Annotated in this window: 22 protein-coding genes; 16 read left to right on the top strand and 6 right to left on the bottom strand. The window is 64.7% G+C overall.

The window, feature by feature from the left end; translation table 11 throughout:
- Positions 1-3: 3 nt before the first annotated feature.
- Positions 4-390 carry a DUF5329 family protein gene (locus AC1D2H_RS12240; protein WP_478011133.1) on the bottom strand — a complete coding sequence of 129 codons (387 nt, stop codon included), beginning with the start codon at positions 388-390 and terminating at the stop codon, positions 4-6.
- A gap of 95 nt (positions 391-485) precedes the next feature.
- On the opposite strand from AC1D2H_RS12240, the gene AC1D2H_RS12235 reads away from it, so the two are divergent.
- The 9 genes from AC1D2H_RS12235 to AC1D2H_RS12195 all read left to right on the top strand — a co-directional run bounded on the left by AC1D2H_RS12235 (position 486) and on the right by AC1D2H_RS12195 (position 14818).
- On the top strand, positions 486-1076 hold the full coding sequence (locus AC1D2H_RS12235; RefSeq protein WP_478011132.1) for a putative 2OG-Fe(II) oxygenase: 591 nt from the start codon (positions 486-488) through the stop codon (positions 1074-1076).
- 7 nt (positions 1077-1083) lie between these two features.
- Positions 1084-2211: an aromatic ring-hydroxylating oxygenase subunit alpha gene (locus AC1D2H_RS12230; RefSeq protein ID WP_478011131.1), complete on the top strand. Its 1128-nt coding sequence runs from the start codon at positions 1084-1086 to the stop codon at positions 2209-2211.
- A 121-nt stretch (positions 2212-2332) separates the two neighbouring features.
- Positions 2333-3448, top strand: coding sequence for a DNA polymerase III subunit beta (gene dnaN / locus AC1D2H_RS12225; RefSeq protein ID WP_477928799.1), 1116 nt, complete (start codon positions 2333-2335; stop codon positions 3446-3448).
- A gap of 94 nt (positions 3449-3542) precedes the next feature.
- Complete coding sequence (gyrB, locus tag AC1D2H_RS12220; protein WP_478011130.1) at positions 3543-6092, top strand: DNA topoisomerase (ATP-hydrolyzing) subunit B; 2550 nt, start codon at positions 3543-3545, stop codon at positions 6090-6092.
- 157 nt (positions 6093-6249) lie between these two features.
- Positions 6250-7704, top strand: a complete 1455-nt coding sequence (locus AC1D2H_RS12215; RefSeq protein ID WP_478011129.1) for a class I SAM-dependent DNA methyltransferase — start codon at positions 6250-6252, stop codon at positions 7702-7704.
- Positions 7704-9575, top strand: a complete 1872-nt coding sequence (locus tag AC1D2H_RS12210; RefSeq protein WP_478011128.1) for a restriction endonuclease subunit S — start codon at positions 7704-7706, stop codon at positions 9573-9575. Before AC1D2H_RS12215 ends, AC1D2H_RS12210 begins: the two co-directional genes overlap by 1 nt.
- Complete coding sequence (gene hsdR / locus AC1D2H_RS12205; RefSeq protein ID WP_478011127.1) at positions 9572-11962, top strand: EcoAI/FtnUII family type I restriction enzme subunit R; 2391 nt, start codon at positions 9572-9574, stop codon at positions 11960-11962. The genes AC1D2H_RS12210 and hsdR overlap by 4 nt, the downstream gene beginning before the upstream one ends.
- A 577-nt stretch (positions 11963-12539) precedes the next feature.
- Entirely contained in the window at positions 12540-13895 is a 1356-nt protein-coding gene (locus AC1D2H_RS12200; RefSeq protein WP_478011126.1) for a hypothetical protein, read from the top strand.
- Positions 13896-13903: 8 nt separating this feature from the next.
- Complete coding sequence (locus AC1D2H_RS12195) at positions 13904-14818, top strand: trypsin-like serine peptidase (RefSeq protein ID WP_478011125.1); 915 nt, start codon at positions 13904-13906, stop codon at positions 14816-14818.
- 392 nt (positions 14819-15210) lie between these two features.
- Here the strand turns inward: AC1D2H_RS12195 and AC1D2H_RS12190 are convergent, their stop codons facing one another.
- Together AC1D2H_RS12190 and AC1D2H_RS12185 are read right to left on the bottom strand one after the other, a co-directional pair.
- On the bottom strand, positions 15211-15744 hold the full coding sequence (locus AC1D2H_RS12190) for an alpha/beta hydrolase (RefSeq protein ID WP_478011124.1): 534 nt from the start codon (positions 15742-15744) through the stop codon (positions 15211-15213).
- Between the two features lie 97 nt (positions 15745-15841).
- Positions 15842-16096, bottom strand: a complete 255-nt coding sequence (locus AC1D2H_RS12185) for a helix-turn-helix domain-containing protein (protein WP_478011123.1) — start codon at positions 16094-16096, stop codon at positions 15842-15844.
- A gap of 214 nt (positions 16097-16310) precedes the next feature.
- Between AC1D2H_RS12185 and AC1D2H_RS12180 the strand changes: the two genes are divergently transcribed.
- From AC1D2H_RS12180 to AC1D2H_RS12150, 7 genes are all read left to right on the top strand, one after another.
- A complete protein-coding gene (locus tag AC1D2H_RS12180; protein ID WP_478011122.1) occupies positions 16311-16916 on the top strand; it encodes a transposase in 606 nt (201 codons plus the stop codon).
- Positions 16917-16939: 23 nt separating this feature from the next.
- On the top strand, positions 16940-17413 hold the full coding sequence (locus tag AC1D2H_RS12175) for an RNA polymerase sigma factor (RefSeq protein WP_478011121.1): 474 nt from the start codon (positions 16940-16942) through the stop codon (positions 17411-17413).
- 2 nt (positions 17414-17415) lie between these two features.
- Complete coding sequence (locus tag AC1D2H_RS12170) at positions 17416-18447, top strand: FecR family protein (RefSeq protein ID WP_478011120.1); 1032 nt, start codon at positions 17416-17418, stop codon at positions 18445-18447.
- A gap of 467 nt (positions 18448-18914) precedes the next feature.
- Positions 18915-19601: a hypothetical protein gene (locus AC1D2H_RS12165; protein WP_478011119.1), complete on the top strand. Its 687-nt coding sequence runs from the start codon at positions 18915-18917 to the stop codon at positions 19599-19601.
- On the top strand, positions 19598-20602 hold the full coding sequence (locus AC1D2H_RS12160) for a relaxase/mobilization nuclease domain-containing protein (RefSeq protein WP_478011118.1): 1005 nt from the start codon (positions 19598-19600) through the stop codon (positions 20600-20602). Before AC1D2H_RS12165 ends, AC1D2H_RS12160 begins: the two co-directional genes overlap by 4 nt.
- A 339-nt stretch (positions 20603-20941) precedes the next feature.
- Positions 20942-21310, top strand: a complete 369-nt coding sequence (locus tag AC1D2H_RS12155) for a hypothetical protein (protein ID WP_478011117.1) — start codon at positions 20942-20944, stop codon at positions 21308-21310.
- An 87-nt stretch (positions 21311-21397) separates the two neighbouring features.
- Positions 21398-22102 carry a S1C family serine protease gene (locus AC1D2H_RS12150; RefSeq protein ID WP_478011116.1) on the top strand — a complete coding sequence of 235 codons (705 nt, stop codon included), beginning with the start codon at positions 21398-21400 and terminating at the stop codon, positions 22100-22102.
- Here AC1D2H_RS12150 and AC1D2H_RS12145 read toward each other — a convergent pair.
- The 3 genes from AC1D2H_RS12145 to AC1D2H_RS12135 form a co-directional block, all read right to left on the bottom strand.
- Positions 22071-24083 carry a hypothetical protein gene (locus AC1D2H_RS12145; RefSeq protein ID WP_478011115.1) on the bottom strand — a complete coding sequence of 671 codons (2013 nt, stop codon included), beginning with the start codon at positions 24081-24083 and terminating at the stop codon, positions 22071-22073. The genes AC1D2H_RS12150 and AC1D2H_RS12145 overlap by 32 nt on opposite strands.
- Positions 24080-24631, bottom strand: coding sequence for a PEP-CTERM sorting domain-containing protein (locus tag AC1D2H_RS12140; protein ID WP_478011114.1), 552 nt, complete (start codon positions 24629-24631; stop codon positions 24080-24082). Before AC1D2H_RS12140 ends, AC1D2H_RS12145 begins: the two co-directional genes overlap by 4 nt.
- A gap of 278 nt (positions 24632-24909) precedes the next feature.
- A partial coding sequence (locus AC1D2H_RS12135) for an alpha/beta hydrolase (protein WP_478011113.1) occupies positions 24910-25186 on the bottom strand: 277 nt, incomplete at its 5' end.

Below are 25186 nucleotides of genomic sequence, written 5' to 3'. Positions count from 1 at the left end.
GCCTCAGCGCGCCGGGCTCGATGCCGCACTCGCGGCTCGCAGCAGCTGCAGCTCCGCCTTCAGCCAATGCGCACTCTCCACCGGCGCCTTGCCGGCGCAGCGCACCAGATAGGCCTTGCCGCTGCTGCTGCTGCTGGCCGACGCGCCGCGTTCGATGAACTGCTCGGCCGTCTTCACCATGTCCTTGCCCTCCAGGTAGTCCAGCTTCTTCAGCAGATGCGCCCGGGCCACGGCGCCGGCGTACCAGCTGCCGTTGCGGTTGAACTCGCAGCCCGAGGCCTGCAGGCGGGACAGCAGCGCATCGACCTCGGCGCGGGCGGCGGGCGGCAGGGGGTTGGCAAGGGCGGCGGCCGCGGCGAAGGCGAGCAGCAGGGCGAGGGGCGTGCGCATGGCTCGGATGCTAAGGGTTGCACAGGCGGACAAACACGCGGCCGGCACCCCCGGCGCCACCCGCAGAATGGCCGCCAGACGCCACCAAGACCCCCATGCAGAAAGAAGCCTGGAAGCTCTTCCCCACCCTCGTGCACCGCTACACCGAGGTGCTGAGCCCCGACCAACTCGCCACCATCCTCGCGCACTGCCTGCAGCTCGACACGGCCCGTCACGACGCCCTGCTCGGTGACGCGCTGTCGTCCTTCGACCGGCGCGCCCACGTCGTTGCCCAGCTGGAGGAAAACCACGCCAATCTGAAGGGCCTGACCTCGGGCCTGGCGCGGCTGATGGACGCCTACGCCCAGGAGCTGGGCTTCGACGGCGCGCGGCTGTCCAACTCCTGGTTCAATGTGCAGCGACCCGGCAGCCTGCTCAAGCACCACACCCACCCCGACTCACGCGTCTCAGCCGCGCTGTGCATCGCCAGCGACGAGCGCAGCAGCCAGCTCCACTTCGAGAACCCCAACCCGCTGATCGGCTTTGCCGGCGCCGAGCAGCGCACTGACTTCAACATGGAGATGGCCAAGTTCAAACTCGCACCCGGCGACCTCGTGCTCTTCCCGTCCTGGCTCAGGCACGGCTCGGGCTTCGAGGCCAACCAGTCCGAGCAGCGCGTCGTCATCAGCATCAACGCCGGAGCTTGAGAACGCCATGACCCAAGCGCCCGCTTCCCGCTGGCAAATCCACCCCGAAGTCGCCCGCGCCGAGACGCTGGACAAGGCCTTCTACCTCGACCCCGCCGTGCAGCGCCTGCAATACGAGCGCGTGTTGGCGCGCAGCTGGCAGTGGCTCGCCGACCTGCACGGCCTGCAGGCACCCGGCAGCCTGCAACCCGAAACCCTGCTGCCCGGCAGCCTGGACGAACCCCTGCTGCTGGCACGCGACGCGGCGGGCGCGCTGCGCTGCCTGAGCAACGTCTGCACCCACCGCGGCAATCTGCTCATCCAGCAGTCCTGCCAGGGCGCGGCGCAGATCCGCTGCGGCTACCACTCGCGCCGCTTCGAGCTGGACGGCCGCATGACGTTCATGCCCGAGTTCCAGCAAGCGCTGGACTTCCCCCGCCCCTGCGACCACCTGCCGCGCATCCCGCTGCAGGACTGGGGCGGCCAGGGCTTTGTGGCGCTGGAAGACCCGCTGGACAGCTTCGACGCTTTCTTCGGCCCCGCCATGCAGCGCCTGCACTGGCTGCCGCTGCAGGACTTCCGCCTGGACGCCAGCCGCAGCCGCGACTACGAGTTCGACGCCCACTGGGCCCTCTATGTCGAGAACTACCTCGAAGGCCTGCACATCCCCTTCGTGCACCCCGGCCTGACGCAGACGCTGGACCTGAGCCAGTACCGCTACGAGCTGCACGAGTGGAGCAACCTCCAGCTCGCCACCGCCCGGGCCGACGAAACCGCCTTCGAGCTGCCGCCCGAAGCCGCCGAGCACGGCCAGCGTATTGCCGCCTACTACTGGTGGGTGTTCCCCAACCTGATGCTGAATTTCTACCCCTGGGGGCTGTCGCTGAACCAGGTCACGCCGATCGGCCCGGCCCGCACGCGCGTGCGCTTCCGCAGTTATGTCTGGAAGCCGGAGCTGCTGGGCAGCGGCGCCGGCGGGGCACTGGATGAGGTGGAGATGGAGGACGAAGCCGTCGTGATGACGGTGCAAAAGGGGCTGCGCTCGCGTTTTTACCAGCGCGGGCGCTATTCGCCGACGCGCGAGCAGGGCGTGCATCACTTCCACCGCCTGGTCGCCCGTGCCATGGAGAGCCCGCCGTTCAGGGTTGACCCGTAGCCTCCACGACAGCCCTGCCGGACGGCCGGGCACCGTTTCCGGGCGACAATCGCAGCTTCGCGCGCGCGTTGTGCTTGGGTGCGCCGAACTGACCCCCCAGAGATCCCCCCAAGAGGCCTCCATGATCGTTTTGAAAGCTCCCCAGGATCAGGTGCTCGGCGCGCTGCAAGCAGTGTCCGGCATCGTCGAGCGGCGCCACACGCTGCCCATCCTGGCCAATGTGCTGATCCGCAAGACCGGCAACCAGGTGGAGCTCACGACCAGCGACCTCGAGATCCAGGTCCGCACCACCGTGCAATTCGACGGCGACGCCGGCAACTTGTCCACCACCGTCGGCGCCCGCAAGCTGATCGACATCCTGCGCTCCATGCCGGCCGACCAGGTCGTCAGCCTGACCAGCAACCAGAACAAGATGACGCTGCAGGGCGGCAAGAGCCGCTTCACGCTGCAAACCCTGCCGGCCGACGACTTCCCCCTGGTGCAGGAAGCCGCCGACTTCGGCCCCGCCTTCAGCGTGCCGCAGAAGGCGCTCAAGGGCCTGATCAACCAGGTCCACTTCGCGATGGCGGTGCATGACATCCGCTACTACCTGAACGGCATCCTGTTCGTCGCCGAAGGCAAGAACCTGACGCTGGTGGCCACCGACGGCCACCGCCTGGCTCTGGCCCAGGCCGAGCTGGACACCGACATCCCCAAGCAGGAAGTCATCCTGCCGCGCAAGACCGTGCTGGAACTGCAGCGCCTCTTGAAAGACGGCAAGGACGACGATGCCGCCATCGAGATGCGCTTCGCCGGCAACCAGGCCAAGTTCAGCTTCAGCGGCATGGAGTTCGTCACCAAGCTGGTCGAGGGCAAGTTCCCCGACTACAACCGCGTCATCCCCAAGAGCCACAAGTTCCGCCTGACCCTGGGCCGCGCGCCGCTGCTCTCCAGCCTGCAGCGCGCCGCCATCCTGACCAGCGAGAAGTTCAAGGCCGTGCGCCTGACCTTCGAGCCGGGCCTGCTGTCCATCGCGTCCAGCAACGCCGAGCAGGAAGAGGCCAAGGAAGAGATCGAGATCGACTACGCCGGCGACAAGATCGAGACCGGCTTCAACGTCACCTACCTGATGGATGCCCTGGCCAACATGAGCCAGGACATGGTCTGCATCGACCTCAACGACAGCGCCAGCAGCGCGCTGCTGACCATCCCCGACACCACCGGCTTCAAGTACGTCGTGATGCCGATGCGAATCTGAGTCACGACCTGACTTGGACACAGCGGGCTTCGGCCCGCTTCAGTGCTTTTAAAGGGCGATGAATTTATCGCCCGCGAGTGAGAGAGAGTTCCCGATGAGTGATGTGAATAGCAGCCCCGAACACCCGGATGGTCTGAACGCCAACCAACAGGCGGCCGCGGCGGCCGAGGCCAAAGCGGGCGAGGCCTATGACGCCAGTTCCATCCAGATCCTGGAAGGCCTGGAGGCCGTCCGCAAGCGCCCGGGCATGTACATCGGCGACACCTCCGACGGCACCGGCCTGCACCACCTCGTCTTCGAAGTCGTCGACAACTCCATCGACGAAGCCCTGGCCGGCCACTGCGACGACATCGTCGTCACCATCCACACCGACAACTCCATCTCCGTCATCGACAACGGCCGCGGCATCCCCACCGGCGTCAAGATGGACGACAAGCACGAGCCCAAGCGCTCTGCCGCCGAGATCGCGCTGACCGAACTGCACGCCGGCGGCAAGTTCAACCAGAACAGCTACAAGGTCTCGGGCGGCCTGCACGGCGTGGGCGTGTCCTGCGTGAACGGCCTGTCCAAGTTCCTGCGCCTGACGGTGCGCCAGAACGGCAAGGTGCACTTCATCGAGTTCGCCAAGGGCATCCCGCAGGACGGCGAAAGCGTCATGGTCGATGGCTTCGAAACCCGCCCCATGAAGATCATCGGCGAGACCGACAAGCGTGGCACGGAAGTCCACTTCCTGCCCGACACCGAGATCTTCCAGCAGAACAACGACTACCACTACGACATCCTCGCCAAGCGCCTGCGCGAGCTCTCGTTCCTGAACAACGGCGTCAAGATCCGCCTGGTCGACGAGCGCAACAACAAGGAAGACAACTTCGCCTACGCGGGCGGCGTGAAGGGCTTCGTCGAGTTCATCAACAAGGGCAAGACGACGCTGCACCCGAACATCTTCCACGCCCAGGGCGACAAGATCAGCGACCAGAACACCAACGTCGGTGTCGAAGTGGCCATGCAGTGGAACGACGGCTTCAACGAGAACGTCCTCTGCTTCACCAACAACATCCCGCAGCGCGACGGCGGCACCCACCTGACCGGCCTGCGCGCCGCGATGACCCGCGTCATCAACAAATACATCGACGACAACGACCTCGCCAAGAAGGCCAAGGTCGAAGTCGCCGGTGACGACATGCGCGAAGGCCTGGCCTGCGTCGTGTCCGTGAAGGTGCCCGAGCCCAAGTTCAGCTCGCAGACCAAGGACAAGCTCGTCAGCTCCGAAGTGCGCGGCCCGGTGGAAGACATCGTCTCCCGCCTGCTGACCGACTACCTGCTCGAGAACCCGCTCGACGCCAAGATCATCTGCGGCAAGATCCTCGACGCCGCCCGCGCCCGCGAGGCCGCCCGCAAGGCCCGCGAGATGACGCGCCGCAAGGGCGTGCTCGACGGCCTGGGCCTGCCCGGCAAGCTGGCCGACTGCCAGGAAAAAGACCCGTCGCTGTGCGAGATCTACATCGTCGAGGGCGACTCCGCCGGCGGCTCCGCCAAGCAGGGCCGCGACCGCAAGTTCCAGGCCATCCTGCCGCTGCGCGGCAAGATCCTGAACGTCGAGAAGGCGCGCTACGAGAAGCTGCTGACCAGCAATGAAATCATCACGCTGATCACGGCCCTGGGCACCGGCATCGGCCGCGGCGCCGGCAGCGACGACTTCAACCCCGACAAGCTCCGCTACCACCGCATCATCATCATGACCGACGCGGACGTGGACGGCGCCCACATCCGCACGCTGCTGCTGACCTTCTTCTACCGCCAGATGCCCGAGCTCTGCGAGCGCGGCCACATCTACATCGCCCAGCCGCCGCTGTACAAGGTCAAGGTCGGCAAGCACGAGCAATACCTGAAGGACGGCCACGAGTTCGACGCCTTCCTGCTCAAGGTCGCGCTGCAGGACGCCAGCCTCGAGACCGGCACCGGTGACACCCTCAAGGGCGACACGCTGGACACCCTGGCCCGCAAATACGTCGCCGCACAAGCCGTCATCGGCCGCCTGTCCAACTGGATGGACATCGAAGCCCTGCACGTGCTGGCCAACGGCCTGGCCCTCAAGCTCGACACCCACGAGGAAGCCGAAGCCAGCGCCGCCAGCCTCAAGGGCCTGCTGCACGACGCGCTGGTGACGGTGGAGACCGACCCGCGCACCGACAAGTTCTTCCTGAAGATCGCCCGCACCCACCACGGCAATGTGCGCGCAAGCGTCATCCACGCCGACTTCGTGCACGGCGCCGACTACGAAGTGCTGGCCGACGCCGGCCTGAGCTTCCAAGGCCTCATCAAGCCCGGCGCCATGGTGCGCAAGGGCGAAGGCGACAAGGCCAAGGAGGCCAAGGTCGACGACTTCCGCGCCGCCATGGCCTGGCTGATGCAGCAAGCCGAAGGCAGCGTCGGCCGCCAGCGCTACAAGGGCCTGGGCGAGATGAACCCCGAGCAGCTCTGGGAAACCACGATGGACCCCAACGTGCGCCGCCTGCTGCGCGTGCAGATCGACGACGCCATCGAGGCGGACAAGGTCTTCACGATGCTGATGGGCGACGAGGTGGAGCCGCGACGCGATTTCATTGAGACGAATGCGTTGAGGGCGGGGAATATCGACGTTTGACCGTCGGTCGGTAGCTCACCCTGCGGCGGTGAGATTCGAGACCCGTAAGTTGGAAAGCTTATGGGTCTTTTTCTATGGCAAACCGCCTCCTATTGCGCCCCAATCAGGGCTGTGATGGATCGTCGGCGCCTACCCCGGATACAGAGACCCCGTTTTTATGTTTGAGCAGACCTTCAAGAACATCGACGACGTGCTGCACAAGGATGCCGGCTGCACGAGCGAACTGGACTACACCGAGCAATCGTCCTGGCTGCTGTTCCTGAAGTACCTCGACGCTCTGGAGCGCGACAAGGCCGATGAGGCTGCGCTGGAAGGCAAGCGTTACACCTACCGCATCGAGCCGGTCTACCGCTGGGACAACTGGGCTGCCCCCAAGACGCCAGACGGGCGCCTCGATCACAACGTGGCTATGACGGGCGACGACCTGCGGGACTTCGTCAACCTGCGGCTGTTCCCCTACCTCGCCGGCTTCAAGCAGCGGGCAAGCGGCCCCAACACCATCGAATACAAGATCGGCGAGGTCTTCGGCGAGATCAAGAACAAGGTGCAGAGCGGCTACAACCTGCGCGACGTGATCGACTTGGTGGATGAGCTGCGCTTTGGCGCCCAGGCCGAGAAGCACGAGCTGTCGCACCTGTATGAAGCCAAGATCAAGAACATGGGCAACGCCGGGCGCAACGGCGGCGAGTACTACACGCCGCGCCCGCTCATCCGCGCGATGATCAAGGTGCTGGAGCCGCAGATCGGCGAGCGCATCTACGACGGCGCCTGCGGCTCGGCCGGCTTCTTGTGCGAGGCCTTCGACTACCTGCTGCCCAAGGYCACCAAGGCCGACGACCTGAAGACGCTGCAGACGCGCACCTTCTACGGCAAGGAGAAAAAAAGCCTGGCCTACGTCATCGCGATCATGAACATGATCCTGCATGGCATCGAGGCGCCCAACGTCATCCACGCCAATACGCTGGCCGACAACATCAGCGACATCCAGGACCGCGACCGCTTCGATGTGATCCTGGCCAACCCGCCCTTTGGTGGCAAGGAGCGCAAGGAGGTCCAGCAGAACTTCCCGATCAAGACCGGCGAGACGGCCTTCCTGTTCCTGCAGCACTTCATCAAGACGCTGAAGGCCGGCGGCCGCGCGGCCATCGTCATCAAGAACACCTTCCTGAGCAACACTGACAACGCCAGCACCAGCATCCGCAAGCTGCTGCTGGAAAGCTGCAACCTGCACACGGTGCTGGACATGCCTGGCGGCACCTTCCAGGGCGCAGGCGTCAAGACCGTGGTGCTGTTCTTCGAGAAGGGCGCACCCACGCGCAAGGTCTGGTTCTACCAACTGAACCCGGGCCGCAACATGGGCAAGACCAGCCCGCTGAACGATGCCGACATGGTTGGCTTCATCGAGTTGCAGAAGACCTTTGCTGACTCGGCGCAGAGCTGGTCAGTGGATGTGGCCGGCATCGACGCAGCGACCTTCGACCTGTCGGTCAAGAACCCTAACGGCGATGACGAGGTTGCGCTGCGCACGCCGCAGGCAATCCTCGACGAGATCGCGGCGTTGGATGCCGAGAGTGCCGAAGTGCTGGCGACGATTCGAGAGCTGGTGGCGTGATGGGCCGTTGGATTCGTGCACCTCTCGGCGACCTGACTTCAAAGATTGGAAGCGGTGCGACGCCCTTGGGCGGTGAGGCGGCTTACAAGGCCGATGGCATCTCGCTCATTCGGAGCTTGAACGTTCACGATGGCGAATTCCGACGCAAGGACTTGGCGTTCCTGAGTCAGGAGCAAGCGGACGGCTTAGCGAACGTTGTTGTTCAGCCAAATGATGTGCTGCTCAACATTACCGGAGCCTCGGTTGCTCGATGCTGCACTGCGCCTGACGAGGTCTTGCCAGCCAGAGTCAATCAACACGTTGCCATCATCAGAACGCATCCGAATCGGCTGTTACCGCAGTTTCTACAGTACTTGCTCGTATCCAGTGAGTACAAGGACCGCCTTCTGAGCACAGGTGAAGCGGCTGGCGCCACGCGACAGGCGCTGACCAAGGCGCAGCTTCAGAACTTCTTGATTGAGTTCCCGGAGTCATTGCAAGAGCAGGCGCGAATCGTCGCCATCCTCGACGAAGCCTTCGAGGGCATCGCCACCGCCAAGGCCAACGCCGAGAAGAACCTGCAGAACGCCCGCGGGTGGGCTGCAGCGCAATTGACAGCAGTTCTGAGCGCGGCATCGGTGAGTGGCCGGTCAGGGACGCTGGAAACGCTGGTGGCGCCCAGTTGCACTTTGTCCTACGGCATCGTGCAACCCGGCGACGAAGTGCCCGGGGGGCTGCCAGTTGTGCGGCCGGTCGATCTCGGCGACAAGGTTGTGTATGCCGAAGCACTCAAACGCATCGACCCGGCCCTGGCCCGCTCCTACACGCGAACAACTCTGGAAGGCGGAGACCTGCTGCTCTGTGTTCGGGGCACCACGGGCACAGTCGCCGTGGCTGAACCGGCATTGGCAGGCGCCAACGTGACGCGTGGCATCGTGCCGATTCGATTCGATCCCGGCACCGTCAGTCAGGCCCTCGGCTACTACCTGATGCGCTCGCAGCCAGTGCAGGCGCAGATCCGCGCTAAGACGTACGGCACAGCGCTCATGCAGATCAACATTGGCGACTTGAGGAAGATCGTCGTCGCGTTCCCTCCGGCGGAAAAGCAGGCTGCGCTTGTTGAGCAGCTTGATGCGATCCAGGAGGCCGCAGACCAACTCATCGATGTGTATGGGCGCAAGCTCGCCGCCCTCGACGAACTGAAGAAGTCCCTCCTGGAACAAGCCTTCACCGGTCAACTGAGCGCCCGCAGGCTCGTCCCCACGAGCGCAGTGCTGCCGTCACAAACAAGCTCCCAGCAGTTCACTGCCGCCATCATCTCGCTCGCCCATGAACGCCATCGGCGACGGCAGCGGGACAAAACCTTCGGGCACGTCAAGCAGCAGAAGCTGCTGCATCTGGTTGAAGCTCTTGCCAAGGTGGACTTGGGCCGTCAGCCCATGAAGGACGCGGCAGGCCCGAATGACTTCCCGCACCAGCTCAAGGCCGAGAATTGGGCGCGGCAGAACGGCTTCTATGACGTCAGTCAGCGCGACGGCGGCGGCTATGACTTCAAACGACTCTCCGGCTTTGACAAGCTGCTGGGTGACGCACCGCAAGTGTTGGGGGCTAGCCTCGGCGCGATCGAATCGGTGATCGACTTGCTGATCCCGATGGACAGTCAGGAAGCCGAGCTTTTCGCCACCGTGCACGCGGCATGGAACAACCTCCTCATTGATGGCGCCGAGCTGACGGACAAGGCCATCGTCCTGGAGGCGCGAGACACTTGGCATCCCGACAAGCTGAAGATCCCGGAAGCCAAGTTCCACCAGACGATTGCGCTGATCCGCTCCAAGGGCCTGGTGCCTGACGGCAGTGGCAAGTACGTTGGCGGTCAAGCCCAGTTGATATGAACGAAGCCGAAACCCGCGCCGAGCACATCGACCCCGCACTGAAAGCTGCGGGATGGGGTGTGGTCGATGGCAGCCGGGTTTTGCGAGAGCACGGCATCACGCTGGGCAGGCTGCAGGGCGGCATTGGCAAGGGTGGACAGAACGCTCGCGCCAAACCTGAGATCGCCGACTATGTTCTGGTCTACCGCAACACCAAGCTGGCCGTCATCGAGGCGAAGGCCTGGGACAAGCAGCTCACCGAAGGCGTAGGCCAAGCCAAGAGTTACGCCGCCAAGCTGGCGGTGCGTTTCACCTACGCCACCAACGGGCAGGCGATGTACGCCATCGACATGGAGGCCGGCACCGAAGGCGAGGTGCCTGCGTTCCCTAGCCCCGATGAGCTGTGGGAGATGACGTTTGCCGGCACGGAGGCGCTCACAGCTGCGTGGCGCGAGCGCTTCGCAGCTGTGCCGTTTGAGGACCGGGGTGGTAGCTGGCAGGGGCGCTACTACCAGGACGTTGCCATCAGCCGCGTGCTCGACGCGATGGCGGCGGGCCGTGACCGCATCCTGCTCACGCTGGCGACTGGCACAGGCAAGACCTTCATCGCCTTCCAGCTTGCGTGGAAGCTGTTCCAGAGCCGCTGGAACCTCACCGACTGGCGCGGCGATGCTTCGCCGGAGCAGTGGGGCAGCCGTCGCCCGCGAATCCTCTTCCTGGCGGATCGGAACATCCTGGCCGATCAGGCCTACAACGCGTTCTCGGCCTTCCCCGACGATGCGCTGGTTCGCATCGATCCGGCAGAGATCAGCAAGAAGGGACGCGTGCCCAAGAACGGCAGCATCTTCTTCACGATCTTCCAAACCTTCATGAGCGGCCCGGGTGAGTCGCCGTACTTCGGCGAGTACCCGCCCGATTTCTTCGACTTCATTGTCATCGACGAATGCCATCGGGGCGGCGCGCAGGACGAGAGCAGCTGGCGCGCCATCCTTGAATACTTCGCTCCGGCCGTTCAGCTCGGCCTCACGGCGACACCCAAGCGCACGATCAACGGTGACACCTATGCCTACTTCGGCGAGCCGGTCTACCAGTACTCGCTGAAGGAGGGCATCAACGATGGCTTCCTGACGCCGTTCAAGGTCAAGCAGATCGCCACGACGTTGGACGACTACGTCTACACCCCCGACGACGAAGTACTGCAGGGCGAGGTCACGGCCGGACGGCGCTACGAAGAGAAGGACTTCAACAAGATCATCGAGATCAAGGAGCGCGAGGCCTACCGGGTGCAGCTCTTCATGAGCATGATCGACCAACGCGAGAAGACACTGGTGTTCTGCGCCACGCAGCTCCACGCCCTGGCCGTGCGCGACCTGATCAACCAGACGAAGAGCAGCCGCGACCCGCTGTACTGCGTCCGTGTGACCGCCAACGACGGTGCCCTCGGCGAGCAGCACCTGCGCAACTTCCAGGACAACGAGAAGACCATCCCGACCATCCTGACCACGTCGCAGAAGCTCTCGACGGGCGTAGATGCCCGCAACGTGCGCAACATCGTCCTGATGCGGCCGGTGAATTCGATGATCGAGTTCAAGCAGATCATTGGTCGGGGCACGAGGTTGTACGACGGCAAGGACCACTTCACGATCTACGACTTCGTCAGGGCTCACAAGCTCTTCAACGATCCCGAGTGGGACGGTGAGCCGCTGCCGCCGGAGGAACCCAACCCAACGCCCCCGCCTCCGAGGCCCGAAGGGCCCAGCGAACCGCCGTTGAATCCTCCACCGCCGCCAGAACCTAGGCCAGAGCGCATCAAGATCAAGTTGGCGGATGGCAAGTCTCGCCGCATCCAACACATGGCATCCACCAGCTTCTGGAGCGCCGACGGCACGCCGATGTCAGCCGCGCAATTCCTGGAGCAGATGTACGGGGCGCTGCCGGGGTTCTTCAAGGACGAGGGCGAGTTGCGCCGCATCTGGAGCGAGCCCGACACCCGCAAGGTACTGCTGGAAGGTCTAGCCGAGAAGGGCTTCGGCCGTGAGCCGCTGGCCGAGATGCAGAAGGTCATTGAAGCCGAGAACAGCGACCTTTTCGACGTGCTGGCCTTCGTGGCGTTCGCCGCAGATCCGATCTCTCGCGAAGCGCGCGCTCAGGTCGCCCGGCTTGCTGCGGCGGCCGATCAGATGACCGATCGGCAACAGGCCTTCATCGATTTCGTGCTGGCGCAGTACGTCAAGCAGGGCGTAGACGAGCTAGACGCTGACAAGCTTCCGCCGCTGCTCAAGCTCAAGTACAGCGCTATGCAAGACGCGTTTGCCGAGCTTGGCAAGCCGGAGCAAGTTCGGGCGTTGTTCGTTGGATTTCAGCGGCATTTATACGAGCAAGGCGGGGGCGAGCGCCCGTCGTCCTGAAACTCTCGGATCTGGCTACTGCTGCGGCTACCCAAGTCCCTCGCCGCCCATCACACCCACCCACAAATGATCCAGGTACGTAGGCGCGGCCTGACGGACCTCTTGACGGACGCGAGGTAGCTCAGATGTCAGCACGTGGCGCAGCAACCCGAAGGGCCATCCATGTCATGGCGCCATGGTCGGGACTGCCATTTGCCCCTCTGATAGGAGTCACCTGAACCTGACCGAGGCCCCGGCCATGCGATACGACCTCGTCAGCCTGAAGCTCTTCGTTGCGGGTGCCGAATGCGCCTAACACTCCCAACCCACCTGCGAGTTCAGATGCACCACTTGCTGGCTGACTGCCGTAGCCCCTGATGCAAGACAGCGGTGCGCTCGCAAAGCACGACCTCACCATCCGCAGGGCCTCTGCAAGACCGGCCGGCCGATCGACGCTCTTCGATCGATCAGCGCCAGCCGGTTCGGCCCAGTGATGCAGCGGACCGAACTCCCCCACACTCATCAACACTGAGGATGTTCAGACGTCCATCGACATCCAGACTGCCCCGGTCTTCTAACCGCCTTTCGGAGGTGAACCATGGCAAGGAACTTGGCGATCGTTGCGCTGGTCGTCTGTGCAGCGCTGCAGGGATGCGCGGTGCTTCAGAGCGAGCCGGTTGGCAGTGTCCTGGATATGCCGTCCGCCCCCGGTACGGACGCGCAGGCGGGCCGCATGTACATGATGCCCAAGGCGCTGTTGCCGGTGGAGTTGGTGATCAACGGCGGCGCCGTTCGCCTGGATGTGCTGGCACCTACCGTTGTAGGCGACACCGAGTACAGATACCTCCTCCGTCAGCCAAATCACCCGTTCCGGAGCGACAACGTGGATGTGGAGATCGATCCGCAGACGTCACTGCTCAAGTCGATCAAGGTGACCACGACGGACAAGACCGGCGACATCATCAAGAAGATTGCAGCCACGCGAGCAAAGCCGGAAAGCGGCGAATCCGGCGACGTCAAACTGCACAAGGCCTTGATCGACCCAGCCGATCCGGATCAGATCAATGCGGCCAACCTCGCCATGAACGGGGCGCTCTCGTTCCATCTGGGGCGCTTGCGGGCCGAATGCGCCCAGAACAAGGCGGAACATGAGCAGGCGAAGACAACACCAGGCGCCGCGGAAGTAGAGCGCTGCAAGGCGCTCGCACAACTGGAAGCGACGCGCCTCGCAATGATCCCCAGAGATCGGAAACCGAACGACGGTCCGATCATGTACGTGGGCGTCACCGTCGGCGAGCCCAAGGGGTTGGTCAAGCGCCAACAGAACGCCGGGCCAGCAATCCAGCCGTCGTGCATGAACGGCATCTGCCACCGGGCGACGATGCCGTTTGTAGTCAACGCACATGTCCTCGGCACGACGTCGTCAACCGTCGTGTACCTCCCGAACGCGTCTCCGGTGCTGTCGCTGCCCATCGCCAGCCACGCACTGGTCACCACGACCTACGACCTTGTGTTCGCCAACGGCAGCCTGTCGAAGGTGACGAAGGATGCTCCCAGCAGCGCACTGGCACTCGTCTCTCTGCCGCTCGATGTCGTGAAGGCAGTCGCCGACACCGTCAACGACCTCATCCAGCTGAAGATCGACACCAGCGGCAAGGAGAAGGCGCTTGCGGATGCCAAGGTGGCGCAGATCACTGCGCAGGCAGCTCTTGAGGCAAAGCTGGCCGAACAAGCCAGCTCGACCGGACAGGAGAGCGCCGTTTACGCTGGCGCCTCCAGCAAAGGCGTGCTGCTGTCAGCGTTCGTGGGCAAGCCAAGCTCTGCACTGCCCCTGGATGCTCCCCCGGCGCCCGTGGGCGCTCCAGCGACACCCGTTCCAGCCGTAGGTCAGCCGGGCCAAGGAAGCGACGGCTCATTGGGCCCCGGCGCCCTCCCCCGTCTCCAGAGCAAGTGAGGTCGATCATGAACACCCCTGCGGCAAAAAAATTGCCCCGGCCCCGCAAAGGGGGCGCGTCCGACGCTGGTTCAGAGATCACGGAAGCACGGGTCACCCCGTCCTATATGGTCGAAACCAACAACGGTGGGAACGTCGAGAACGTGCCCGGCTTCGACTCCGCCAGAGTGCTCGCCGAAGGGTTTGGAGGCGGCCGCGTCCCTTCCAGATTTCGCGGTGATCGACTGGGATCCGCCTCATACCTAGAGTTCGCGTTCCCGCAGTCCGTGTGCGGGCGGGATGACCGCGTGTTCATCCCGAACCCGACCACCGTGCCTTGGCGCTGCGTCTGCCAGTTGGTCATTGAAGGATTGCATGCCCAGGAAGTGCTCGGAACGGGTTGGCTCGTCGGCCCTCGGACGTTGATCACCGCCGGCCACAACCTGTACAGCTTTGCTGCCAAGCGCGGCGCGTCGCGGATCTGGGTGCTGCCTGGCCGGTCCGGTGACAACGTCCCCTTCGGCTACTTCCAGACCAACAGCTTTGCGGTTCACCCACTGTGGCAGAGCAAGGGGGATCCGATGCACGACGTCGGCGCCATCAGGCTGCCGACACCCATCGGTGATCGCTTGGGCTGGTTCGGCTACGCCGCGCACACCGATGCACAACTCCAGAACCTGGTGGTGAACAACGCTGGCTACCCAGCCGACAAGCCCATCGGCACACAGTGGTTCAACGCAGGCCGGATCGGCAAGGTAGACCCCAACGTGCTGACCTACGGTCTGGACACGGAGGAAGGACAAAGTGGCAGCCCGGTCTTCTACTTCACCGCCGATCAACGACGCATCGTCGTGGCGATCCACGCCTACGGCGGCTGCCCCGAGAACAGAGGGATTCGCATCACACCCGCATTGCATGCGGCCATCACGAGCTGGAACCAGTAGGAGGCCCGGCAAACACCATCCAGCGGGCGATGACACCTGGCAGCGGTAGCTATCGGCTGCCACAGGCGCCGACACCGGGTCGGCAAAGACAACAGCAAGAACTTGAGAGCCGAGAGCGCTGCTGGCTTCGTCTTCTCGGGCTGGCCTGCAGTGCTCCCCCGGTTCGAGCTCGGCCTCCTTGACCAGCGGCGCACCAGGTGCGCATTGATGCCGTAGGCCATGGTTACTGATGCCGACGACACGCCAGGCTTGGATCAGGCCGCCACGATGTGCGCCTTGAACTCAGCGCTGTGAACACGCCGGTGACGCCGGCCCTGACCGAGGGCTATAGAAGTGTCCATTCCTCCACCAACAGTTAAGTGGAGAAGAGCATCCTTTGCCGTGCGCAGGACTCAAGGTGGGCGGACTGGACGCTCACCCCGCTGCCGCAGCCAATCCTCCACCCGCCTCGGCCAAGCCGACGCCGTGCCCAGCCCGTCACGCATGCCAATGCCGTGCCCGCCCTGCTCGAACAGGTACAGCTCGGCCGGCACGCCGGCGCGGGTGAGGGCCTGGTAGTACAGGATGCTGTTCTGCACCGGCACGGTCTTGTCGCCCTGCGTGTGCAGCAGCACTGTGGGCGGGGTGGCGGCCGTGACCTGCTGCTCCAGCGAGGCGAGTACCAGCAGCGCGGGGCCGGGCTCGGCACCGAGCAGCGCGCGGCGCGAGCCGGCGTGGGCGGCGGGGTCGGTCATCGTGATGACGGGGTAGACGAGGACGGCGAAGTCGGGCCGGGCGCTGACGCTGTTGTCCAGCGCGGCGCCGGTGCGGCCGTCGGCATGGTCGAACAGCGTGCTGGCGCTGGCCGCCAGGTGGCCGCCCGCGGAACTGCCCGTCACGCCGATGCGCTTCGGGTCGACACCGAACTCGACCGCGAGTGAGCGCACCGAGTGGATGGGAGTTCCAGAGCGGTCAGACCTTCGCGATCGGCGGCGACTCGGCCGGCGGAATCCAAGTGTCGCCACCCACCAGTTCCGGCCGGTCCTATTCGTCGTCGAATCCAGTGAACTTCGCGGGATCGACTAGGTCTCGCAGAGGCACGCCTATGGCGATAGCCAACGCATCGGCGTTGTCGATGGAGATGTTTATCGTGCCTCGTTCTACGCGGCTCAGGTAGCCGCGAGGGACCCCCGCGTCGAGTGCCAGACTCTCCTGTGTAAGGTCCTTGAGGCGACGCGCGCGACGCAAATTTCGTGCGAATACCTCGCGCGATGTCACAGCTGGCTTGGTAGGGGGCATGACCAGTGAGCATCAGCACTTCGCCATCCATCCTCCACAACTTGCGTGGTTCTTTTGGTTCACTTTGTGGATCATATGGAGTACCATTTAAGCCATAACGAGTGACTTGAAGCCCATGATGTGCATTTAGGTACAAGCCGCGAGCACTCTGAGGGCAAATCCGCGGGCAGACGGCTGGAGCCTCGTGCGCAACCTCACTCAGTAGGAGCTAGCGATGAACATCTCCCTGATCAACGCCGAGCCTCGAATTGAGGCGCTCTGCCGCTCATACGTCTGCGCGGTGTTCGAAGTGCTCAGGCTCCAGATTCGGACCGATACCGGCGTCCACGCCACACAACTCCTCTGGGCTGTCGGCGTCCTGTCAGACCGCGGCCCTCACTATCTGGGCGCCTGGCACGTGCACGACCCCAAAGACGCCTGGTGGCGCGCCATCGCCGGCGACCTTCAGGACCGCGGCGTCGAGCGGCTGCGCATCGTGATCGGCCCCGATCCCGTTGAGATCCAAGCCGCCATGGCGCCCCGCTACCGCTACAACTCGGTCTTGCCGGCGTCCGCGGCCCTCGCCCACCCCGAGATCGAATCGACCCTGTCTGGCCATCGGCAGTACGTCGAGCGCGCTTTGAAAGTCTCCAGTTCTCTGAGCCTGCGCCTGAAGCGGGCCGTGGCTCGCCACGGCCCGTTCGCCAACGCGGCTGCCGCCGCAGCGCTGCTCTGTCAATCGGCCGACCGGTGCATCTCTCGCGACTGGCCTGAGCCCTCTGCGCCCATGCGCGCGCCGCGCTCTCCGGCCTCCATGGCGCTCACTGCGGAAGTCAGCTGATAGCCTCTCCGCAACGCCTGGCCATGAACATCAAGAAGACCCTCGCCAGCATCCGTGCTGCCTTGCTGCGCCGAGGGAACTCGGCGCAGGACGCTGAGGACCTGGTTCAGGAAGCGTGGATTCGCCTGGCGGGATACCAGCGCGAACAGGTCGTGGCGCAGCCCGAGGCATTCATGATGCGCACCGCGCTGAACCTTTCCATCGACGCCCACCGTTCCCGAATGACGCGTGGCGACGAGGTGCTCGTGGAGGAAGCGGTCATCATCGATCTCGCGCCCACCGCCGAGGATTCGATGCTCGCCAAGGAGCGCCTCGCACGGCTCAGCGAGGGGCTCAGCCKTCTGAGCGAGAACACCCGTGCCATCTTGCTGTCCCACCGCCTGGACGGCCTCACGTATGGCGAGATCGCGCGGGCTCGGGGCGTGAGCATCACCACCGTGCACACACATATTGCGAAGGCCACCTTGCAGCTCACCAGTTGGATGGAAGGCTGGTAGCCGTGCCGTCAGACGGAGCGTCCGACGCGCCGGGGAAAGCGAAAGAAGCGCAGCCGCTTGTGACGCCAGAGATCGCGTCCGAAGCTGCTGTCTGGGTTGCACGCCTGCACGGACCCGACAGGTCAGTCGCCGTGGACCGCGAGTGCCTCGCGTGGCAGGCGCGCTCAGCGGCGCATCGCCTGGCTTTGGAGCGCTGCACCGACACCTGGCAGGACATCCCGGGCCTCACGCTTAGCGGGTACGCCGCAGCCGTCGGTGCGGCGAAACCTGAGCCACCCAACCTTGCTCGGCGCGCAGCGCTGGCATGCGCAGCTGTTGCGGGAGTCGCATGGGCCGTGGGGCGCCCGTGGGCGACCGGTGACATCTATGAAACCAACGTCGGCGAGCAGCGCGCCGTCATCCTGCCGGATGGCACGCGCGTGATGCTGAACACGGCGACCCGCGTGCGCGCGACGTTGACCAAGGACAAACGCGTCGTCCAAGTGAATCGCGGCGAAGCGCTGTTCGAGATCGCAAAGGACGCCGCCCGGCCCTTTGTCGTGCGGGTGGCCGACGCCAATGTGACCGCGACCGGCACCACCTTCCTGGTTCGAGCCACGCCGCAGGGTGTCGATGAGGCATTCGGCGTTACGCTGATCGAAGGCCAGGTGATCGTGAGCCGAGTTGGCGCTGCGCATGGCCGCGTCGACGAGCGCTTCGTGATGAAGCCAGGTGAGCGTCTGCGTATGCAACTTCCAGGCGTGGAAGCACGCGAAGTCCGGGGTTCGTGGGTGGACCGGCCGAACATCGAGCACTTGACCGCCTGGCAGCGCGGGGAGGTGGTTCTTGACAACGCCCCGATCAGCGATGCGGTTGCAGAGATGAACCGCTACGGCAAGCCACCCGTGGTCATCGTCAACATGAAAGCGATCGGCGGGCTGCGCATCAGTGGCGCCATGCGCGCGGGAGACAGCGAGGCTTTCGCGCAGGCAGTTGCCAGCCTTCATGGACTGAGCGTGAGAAGGACCGACGGCCGCATCGAGCTCGACAAATAGACGGACGGCACACGCGCGAGGCGCATCGAGGCAACGCGCGCCGTCACCGAAAGAGTGGCGGCCTTGTGCTCCGTGTGCCCGACTCCTGTGCGTTCAGCCGGACAGACGGCGCCGTCTCGGCCGACGAATTTGAAAGCAGTTGAAAAGGCGCTGCCGCTCCGACAAGAGACGGAACCAGTGGACGTTTGAGTCCTCGATATTTTCCTGGTCGCGACGTCGGTGGTTTCCTGGCTTCATGCGAAGCGGTCTCGTCATACCGCTTAAAGCGTTCGGTCGCGGATCCTTCAAGTGGCACTTTCAGCTGGCCGGGAGGTCCGCAGAGCTGTCTGGCAACTACCGGCGCTGTAAATCCGCACATCTAGACAGTTAGAAATCAACGGTCTGCAATCGCCTCCGCAGCCGACGCTGCGAGCCCGCTGATCGAGCGGCGCAGGGTTTTACAGCACGCGCAATTGCGGGAGTGACGCATGAATCCCTGGTTTACACGCACCGGAGTTCGCATGAAGAATTCATCAACGGATCCAGAACCACGGCAGTCCGAGTCCGCGTGCGCGGACTTAGAGGCTGCCGAAAAGGAACTCGCCACGGACGATCCAGCGAAAGTGGACCTCGACCGCGGGCGCGTGTACATCAGACTGGGCGCCTTGGGTCCACGCCTGCGCACTCTGGCGACACTCGAGCGGACGTCGGTGTCAGCGTTGATGCGGCGCGCCGCCGTGCAGATGCTTCGCGACCGACCGGTCGAAGCCGATGAAGGTGGCAATCTCCCGCGGGCGGATCGCTCCCAGTGGGTGAGAGTCCACCTGAGCTTGCCACAGGCGCATAGTGATGAGCTGGCTGTGCGAGCGCGTGCTGCTGATATGTCGCGCAGCGAATTCGTGTGGTCGCTGCTGCAAGGCAAACCGCCGCCGCCGGTTCCGGCCGATTTCACGTCGGCAGTTCGTTGCCTGCACTTATCCACGGATCAAGTCGCGGCGCTCTCCACGGACCTGAGCGTGTTCTTGCGGTTGCTGGAGAAGGCCAGCACGCGTGCACCCGAGCTCCAGCCATTTCGTGAAAGCTTGAGGACGCTGCGTGAAGATGTTCGCGAACACCTGAAACGAGCCTCGACGCTGCTTGCGGCACTTGAGCCCTACCGGAGACCGAGACCATGAGCACCAGCCAAAGCGTTGATGGCATCCTCGTTCATTGGGGTGAGCGGCTGTTCTACCCTGGCAACCGGATCGTCAAGCCGGACTACACGCCGCGGCTGGACGGGTCGCTGAAGTCCAGGGCAGCCGTCGTCCGCGGTCGCATCGCGCTGACCGTACGCCGACCGCCGCAGGCATTCGTGCGGGTCACAGGCGGGGGGCGGGGCATGGGAGCGATCGCAAGCCACCTGGCCTACATCACCAAGGACGGTGAGTTGGCTTTCGAGGACGACCGTGGGGTGCTCCGCGAGGGCAAGGCTGCGCTGTCGGACCTCGTGGACCAATGGCGTTACGGCGGCCCCTACATCGCCAAGGTCGAGAGTCGGCGAGAGGCCTACAACCTGGTGCTGTCGATGCCCTTCGGGACTGACCCGGACCTCGTGAAGCAGGCTGTGCGTGAGTTCGGCCGGGCCGAGCTCGCAGGACATCGTTACGTGATGGTGCTGCACAAACACCAATCGACGCCGCACGTCCATCTCTGCGTCAAATTGGAGTCCAGGGATGGCACTCGTTTGCAGCACGGTCCGCAGGACTTGCACCGCTGGCGAGAGACGTTTGCATATCGGCTCAGAGGTCTTGGCATCGAGGCGGAGGCGACTCGGCCGGCATTGCACGGCGAAGTCCGCAATTTCGAGCCGCTCTGGCGGCTCAGTGCCAAGGAGGAGGGACGGCCGCTGACAACGTCGTTCCCTACGGAAAGAGGTCCCGCGCACGAGCGCAAGTGCCGTGAAGCGATGGAGGGCTGGGCAGGAATTCTGAAAGCACTTCGGTCTTCGGACCTGGAGGAGGACCGAAAGCTTGCAAGGCAGGTGATCGACTTCATGGTTCGCACCCCCTTCGCTAGAAAGGTCATCAGCAAGAACCCAGAAAAGCTGCGAGTTGCCGCTCAGTACCTGCAGTCCAGTGACCATGAGCCGCCGAAGACCGTGACCCTTCAGCGGTCCGGCCCGGAGTGGACGCGTTGACGCCGCATTCCGCACGTCTGCTCGGGAGTGAAGGGGCGGTGCGTCATGAGGCAATCTCGACGGGGTCGAAAATCGATAGCGTCGATGGATGGCAAATGTGGGCCATGTCGATATCTAGGCGGCCGGCACAGCGGCGCGGGTGAGATGGACCGCTAAGGCAATCTGACCGTCCGCATCGTCAACATGGAAGCGATCGGCGTCATGCGCGCGGGGGACAGCGAGGCATTCGCGCACCGTTGCCAGCCTTCATCCCACGCCATCCTGATCTCAGTTCTACTTCGGCGCTGACAGCGACACTACCCAGCCAACGCCTTGGATCTGCACCGAAGGAGACGGCCCTTGAAATCTCTGCTGCCAAGCGACGAGGACTTGCCTTCCTGGCTGCATACGGCCTTGCTGTTGGGCCTCGTGTCTGTCTTCGGGCTGCCTTTGATCTGGTCTGGAGCCAAGGCACTGCTGACCGGAACGATGCTCCCCGTGAGCGGCCCGGACTTCGGGACCTGGCTGATCAGCTCACTGCCCTTGCACGGCCGGGCAGCTCGGGTCGGCGGACTGGCATTGGTCGTGCTGGGAACGGCCTTTCTGGCCCTCGGCCTGGCCTGGACACGTTGGGCTGCCAAGCGGCGCCTCGTGAAGGCGGTGCCATGGGGCTTGCTGGTGCTCGCGCTGCTACTGATGCGCTGGGCCGGTGCGCTGACCCGGCCTTGAGCCGTGCCCGCCCCGGGGTGGCGTGCATCAGCGGGCCCCTGACGCGCTCCTATAGTCCAAGCCCATAGTCCAACCGAGAGCATGCTTGTGAATGGCCTGCGCCTTGCCCGCACCGCAAACATCCTGCTGGCGGCAGTCGCCCTCGGCGTGACGACCGGCTGCGCGCTCAGACCGCCGGCCCAGGCCGCCAGTGATGCGATGGTGGCATTGATACAGGAGGCGTCGCCGGCCATTGTGGGGGTGGGCAACGGCCGCGAAGTGATCGGCTCGGGCTTCAGGGTGGCCGGCACGCCGTGGGTCGTGACGGCTGCGCACGTGGCGCGCCAGCTCGGAACCCGGCCGACGATCACTTGGAAGGCCGTCAGCTGGCAGGTGCGCTTGTCCATCATCGACGAAGCGACGGACCTGGCCCTGCTGGAACTCGACGAGGCTGTGCCCCTTGTCGGCCTCAAGCTCTCTGAAGCCGACAGCGTTGCGGCTGGCCAGACCATCGTCGTGCTGGGGTGCCCGTTCGGCACCCTGCCCACGGCCACCGCGGGCATGGTCAGTGCGCTGCCGGGGGCGGTGCTCCAGCCCCCATCGCTGGCGAATCAGCTGGAACTCAACGCCGCCATCAATCCCGGCAATTCAGGTGGCCCGGTCGTTGACCTGCAGGGCCGTGTCGTCGGGGTGGCCGTTGCCACCTTGTCGGGCGGGTATGGCCTGGGCTTTGCCGTGCCGGTCGACGCTCTCAGGCGCCTGCTGGCACGGCAGGCCGCGCTCAGCCGCACTGGCCCAGGAAGTCCAGGTTGACGGCCACCAGACCGCCGGTCTGCGTGTTCATCACGATCACGATGCCGACGCAGGGCAACCGGCCCTGGTTGACGCGCGGCCAGCCCTTCGAGAAATACAGCATGTCGTTGGCGAGGCCTATTTCGTCATCGGCGATGTAGTCCGGCACGACCACGGCGCCCACCCCGCCCTGCTGCTGCAGGGAATTGCTGATCGAGATCACCTTGTTGATCAGACGGATACCGGCCGCGAGGTTGGTCGGGTTCCGCAGCGTCATCAGGTTGCGGATCAAGTCGCCGCCGATGCAGCCGACGAGTGCCACCTTCATCACGCTCGCGTCGCGCCCGAAGCCTGAGCCGCCGATGCGGGTGGGCATGTAGTTGGGGCAGGCGAAGGCGAGCGACGAGCTGGCCAGGCAGTAGTCCAGCGACATGCCGCCCGGGTTGTTCTGGTTGATGACGTTGGCCGCGGCAATGTTGACGAGGCTGTTGGTCAGCGTGATTACCAGCTCGATGATGTTGCCGCGCGCCGTGCCCGACAGGTCAGTCAGGATGCCGAACATCGTCGAGAAGAACGAGAACTGGACGGGCTCGACACCAGCGTACATGGTGGTCACCGACGCGCTCTGCCCGGAAGCCAGCGACGCGAACCATTCGCTGGACGCAATGGCCGCCGTCTTGGCGCGCGCCGCCGCCGGCGCCGGCGCCACGACAGGGATGCCCAGCATGCTGCCGCCCATCACCTTGATCGCATCCATCAGCTGGGGAATTTCCGTCGCCAACTGTTGGTTGATGGCGCCTTGCTGCTGCGATGCACCCAGCGTGCTGGTCTGGAGCGCATGCAGGGCCTGCAGCGACTGCTTGTACGCGGCCGCACCGTTTTGCAACGCGGTGATGGCGTTCGGATCAGGCGAGGCCACATTGATCGCCGCGATCTGGGCCTTCACCAGGCGGATCTTGGTGACCAGGTCGGCCAGGGCCGCAGCGTACTGCGCATCCTGGTTGCCGGGCGTGAAGCCACGCGCCTGCAGGATGCTGGGCGTCACCAGGTAGCCGTCCGGCGGCGCAGACGCGTTGGTCGCGTTGAGCACGGTGAAGCTGAAATCGCTGTTCCCGTTGACCGCGGTGAAGGCGGCCTTGGCCTGGCTCATCTGGTTGGGGTCCCCGCTCTGGCTGGCCTGCAACGCCAGCGCCATCGCGTTGCCCATCTGGCCGGCGTATTGGCCCGCCGTGTAGCTGACGTTGGCCGTGCCTGCGGGCAGCACCGTCACGTCCTCCGAGGCCGTCAGCGACGAGCCCACGAGGGATACGTTCACGTGATAGCGCCCGCCGGTCTCCTTGCCATAGTTCGGGTCCGCAGGGTCGGTGTCGGCGTAGAGGCCATTCGGGTCGATCGTCGGATTCGGGCTGATGAGCCGTTTGACGAGCTTGGGGAAAGACACGGTCAAGCCGTTGATGACCGGTGCGTTCCCGGTTACCGGCCCGGCAGCGCTGACCGACACGTTGAACTGCAGGCCGGCATTGCTTTGCACGACGCCGTTGCCGTCCTTGACGACCGGCACGACGGTGATGCTGCCGTTCGGTGCCACGAAGGCGTCGGAAAGCGTCACGCTCATCGACGGCGGGCCGCCCACGGGCGTTCCCGTGACGGTCCAGGTCAAGGCGGCCGGATTGAATGGCACCGTGCGGTCCTGGCGGATCGTGAAGGTGTCGGAGCTGGCCGTCGTGGCGCCGGCGGCCAGCGTGCCCAGGCTGACCGCGCCCTTGATGACCTGCGTGGCCGCCGAACTGCTGGTGACCGTGGCCTGCGCCTGGTTCAGCGCCGGCGTGCCGTTCTGGACGGCGATGGTGTAGGTGTAGTCGAAAGTCGTGCGCCCGACGCGCGTCGAACTCACCAGGCTGATGTTGGTGACGCTGGCAGCGGCATGAGCCCACGCCGGCAGCAGCAGTGCCGCGACCAGCAGCCCGAGCGTCGCCGCGAGCGATCGAATGGTGGCTTTCATCGTTGGGCTCCCCGAATGTTTGTGCGGCGACGCAGCAGGAAGGCCAGGGCGGCAACACCTGACACCATCAGCGCGGCGCTGTCGGGCTCCGGCACCGGAGCCAGCGTGGTGGTACCGGAGTACACGACCTGGAACGGGTTGGATGCCACCAGATCGAAGCTCTGAGAACCCGGCTGGGCCCCTGGGGCCACGGTGAAGTCCACGGAGAAACCCGTCAGCACGGTGCCTGCGGGAATGTGTCCGCCAGCATGGACTGCGTCCGCGAAGCCGCTGGCGGGGACGCTCGAGTCCGGCTGAATCGTCAAGGTGTCCCAGCCGGCAGGCGCGGTGAACGACGTGATGGTGGCAGTGACGGGAAGATCGAAATAGATGGTGAACTCATCGAAATCGACCGGTGCCGTCGAGTTGTCCACCACATACGAATAGCGCCAGGCATCGCCGCCCAGAGACACCAAGTTGTAGTCAATGCTGGCAGCATTGGCGCCCGGCGCACTGAGTGCTGCGGCCACGACAAGACTCAGGGCTGCGCCCGGGAACGGCTTGTTCATCAATCCTCCAGACAGCAACAGACAGCGTTTCTCACGCGCGGCGAGCACGGGCGCCAGCCACCGAACCGAGTGTGCATGACCCATCCTTGCGGTCGTGTGACCGAAACCAAGGACATGCGCGGTCCATGCCGTCAAGCTAGGGGTGTCGCGGCCGCCGACCTGGGGTCAGGCCTTGCTTTCTCCTCCAGGATTCGTTGAGAGTGGCCTGCAGAACCAGACGGGTCAGTCAGTCGCGGGCGTCAACAGATCAACGGCCAGGGCCAGCAGTTCACGGCGCTTCATCGCGCTTGCCCCTTGTCCAGCAGGCCCCGCTGCCGCAGCCATTCCTCCACCCGCCTCGGCCAAGCCGACGCCGTGCCCAGCCCGTCCCGCATGCCGATCCCATGCCCGCCCTGCTCGAACAGGTACAGCTCAGCCGGCACGCCGGTGCGGGTGAGGGCCTGGTAGTACAGGATGCTGTTCTGCACCGGCACGGTCTTGTCGCCCTGCGTGTGCAGCAGCACCGTGGGCGGGGTGGCGGCCGTGACCTGCTGCTCCAGCGAGGCGAGTACCAGC

It is taken from the genome of Roseateles sp. P1_C1_2 (assembly GCF_056406535.1).
The sequence above is the reverse complement of the archived record's forward strand: the minus strand, read 5'-3'. Positions and strand labels throughout refer to the sequence as shown.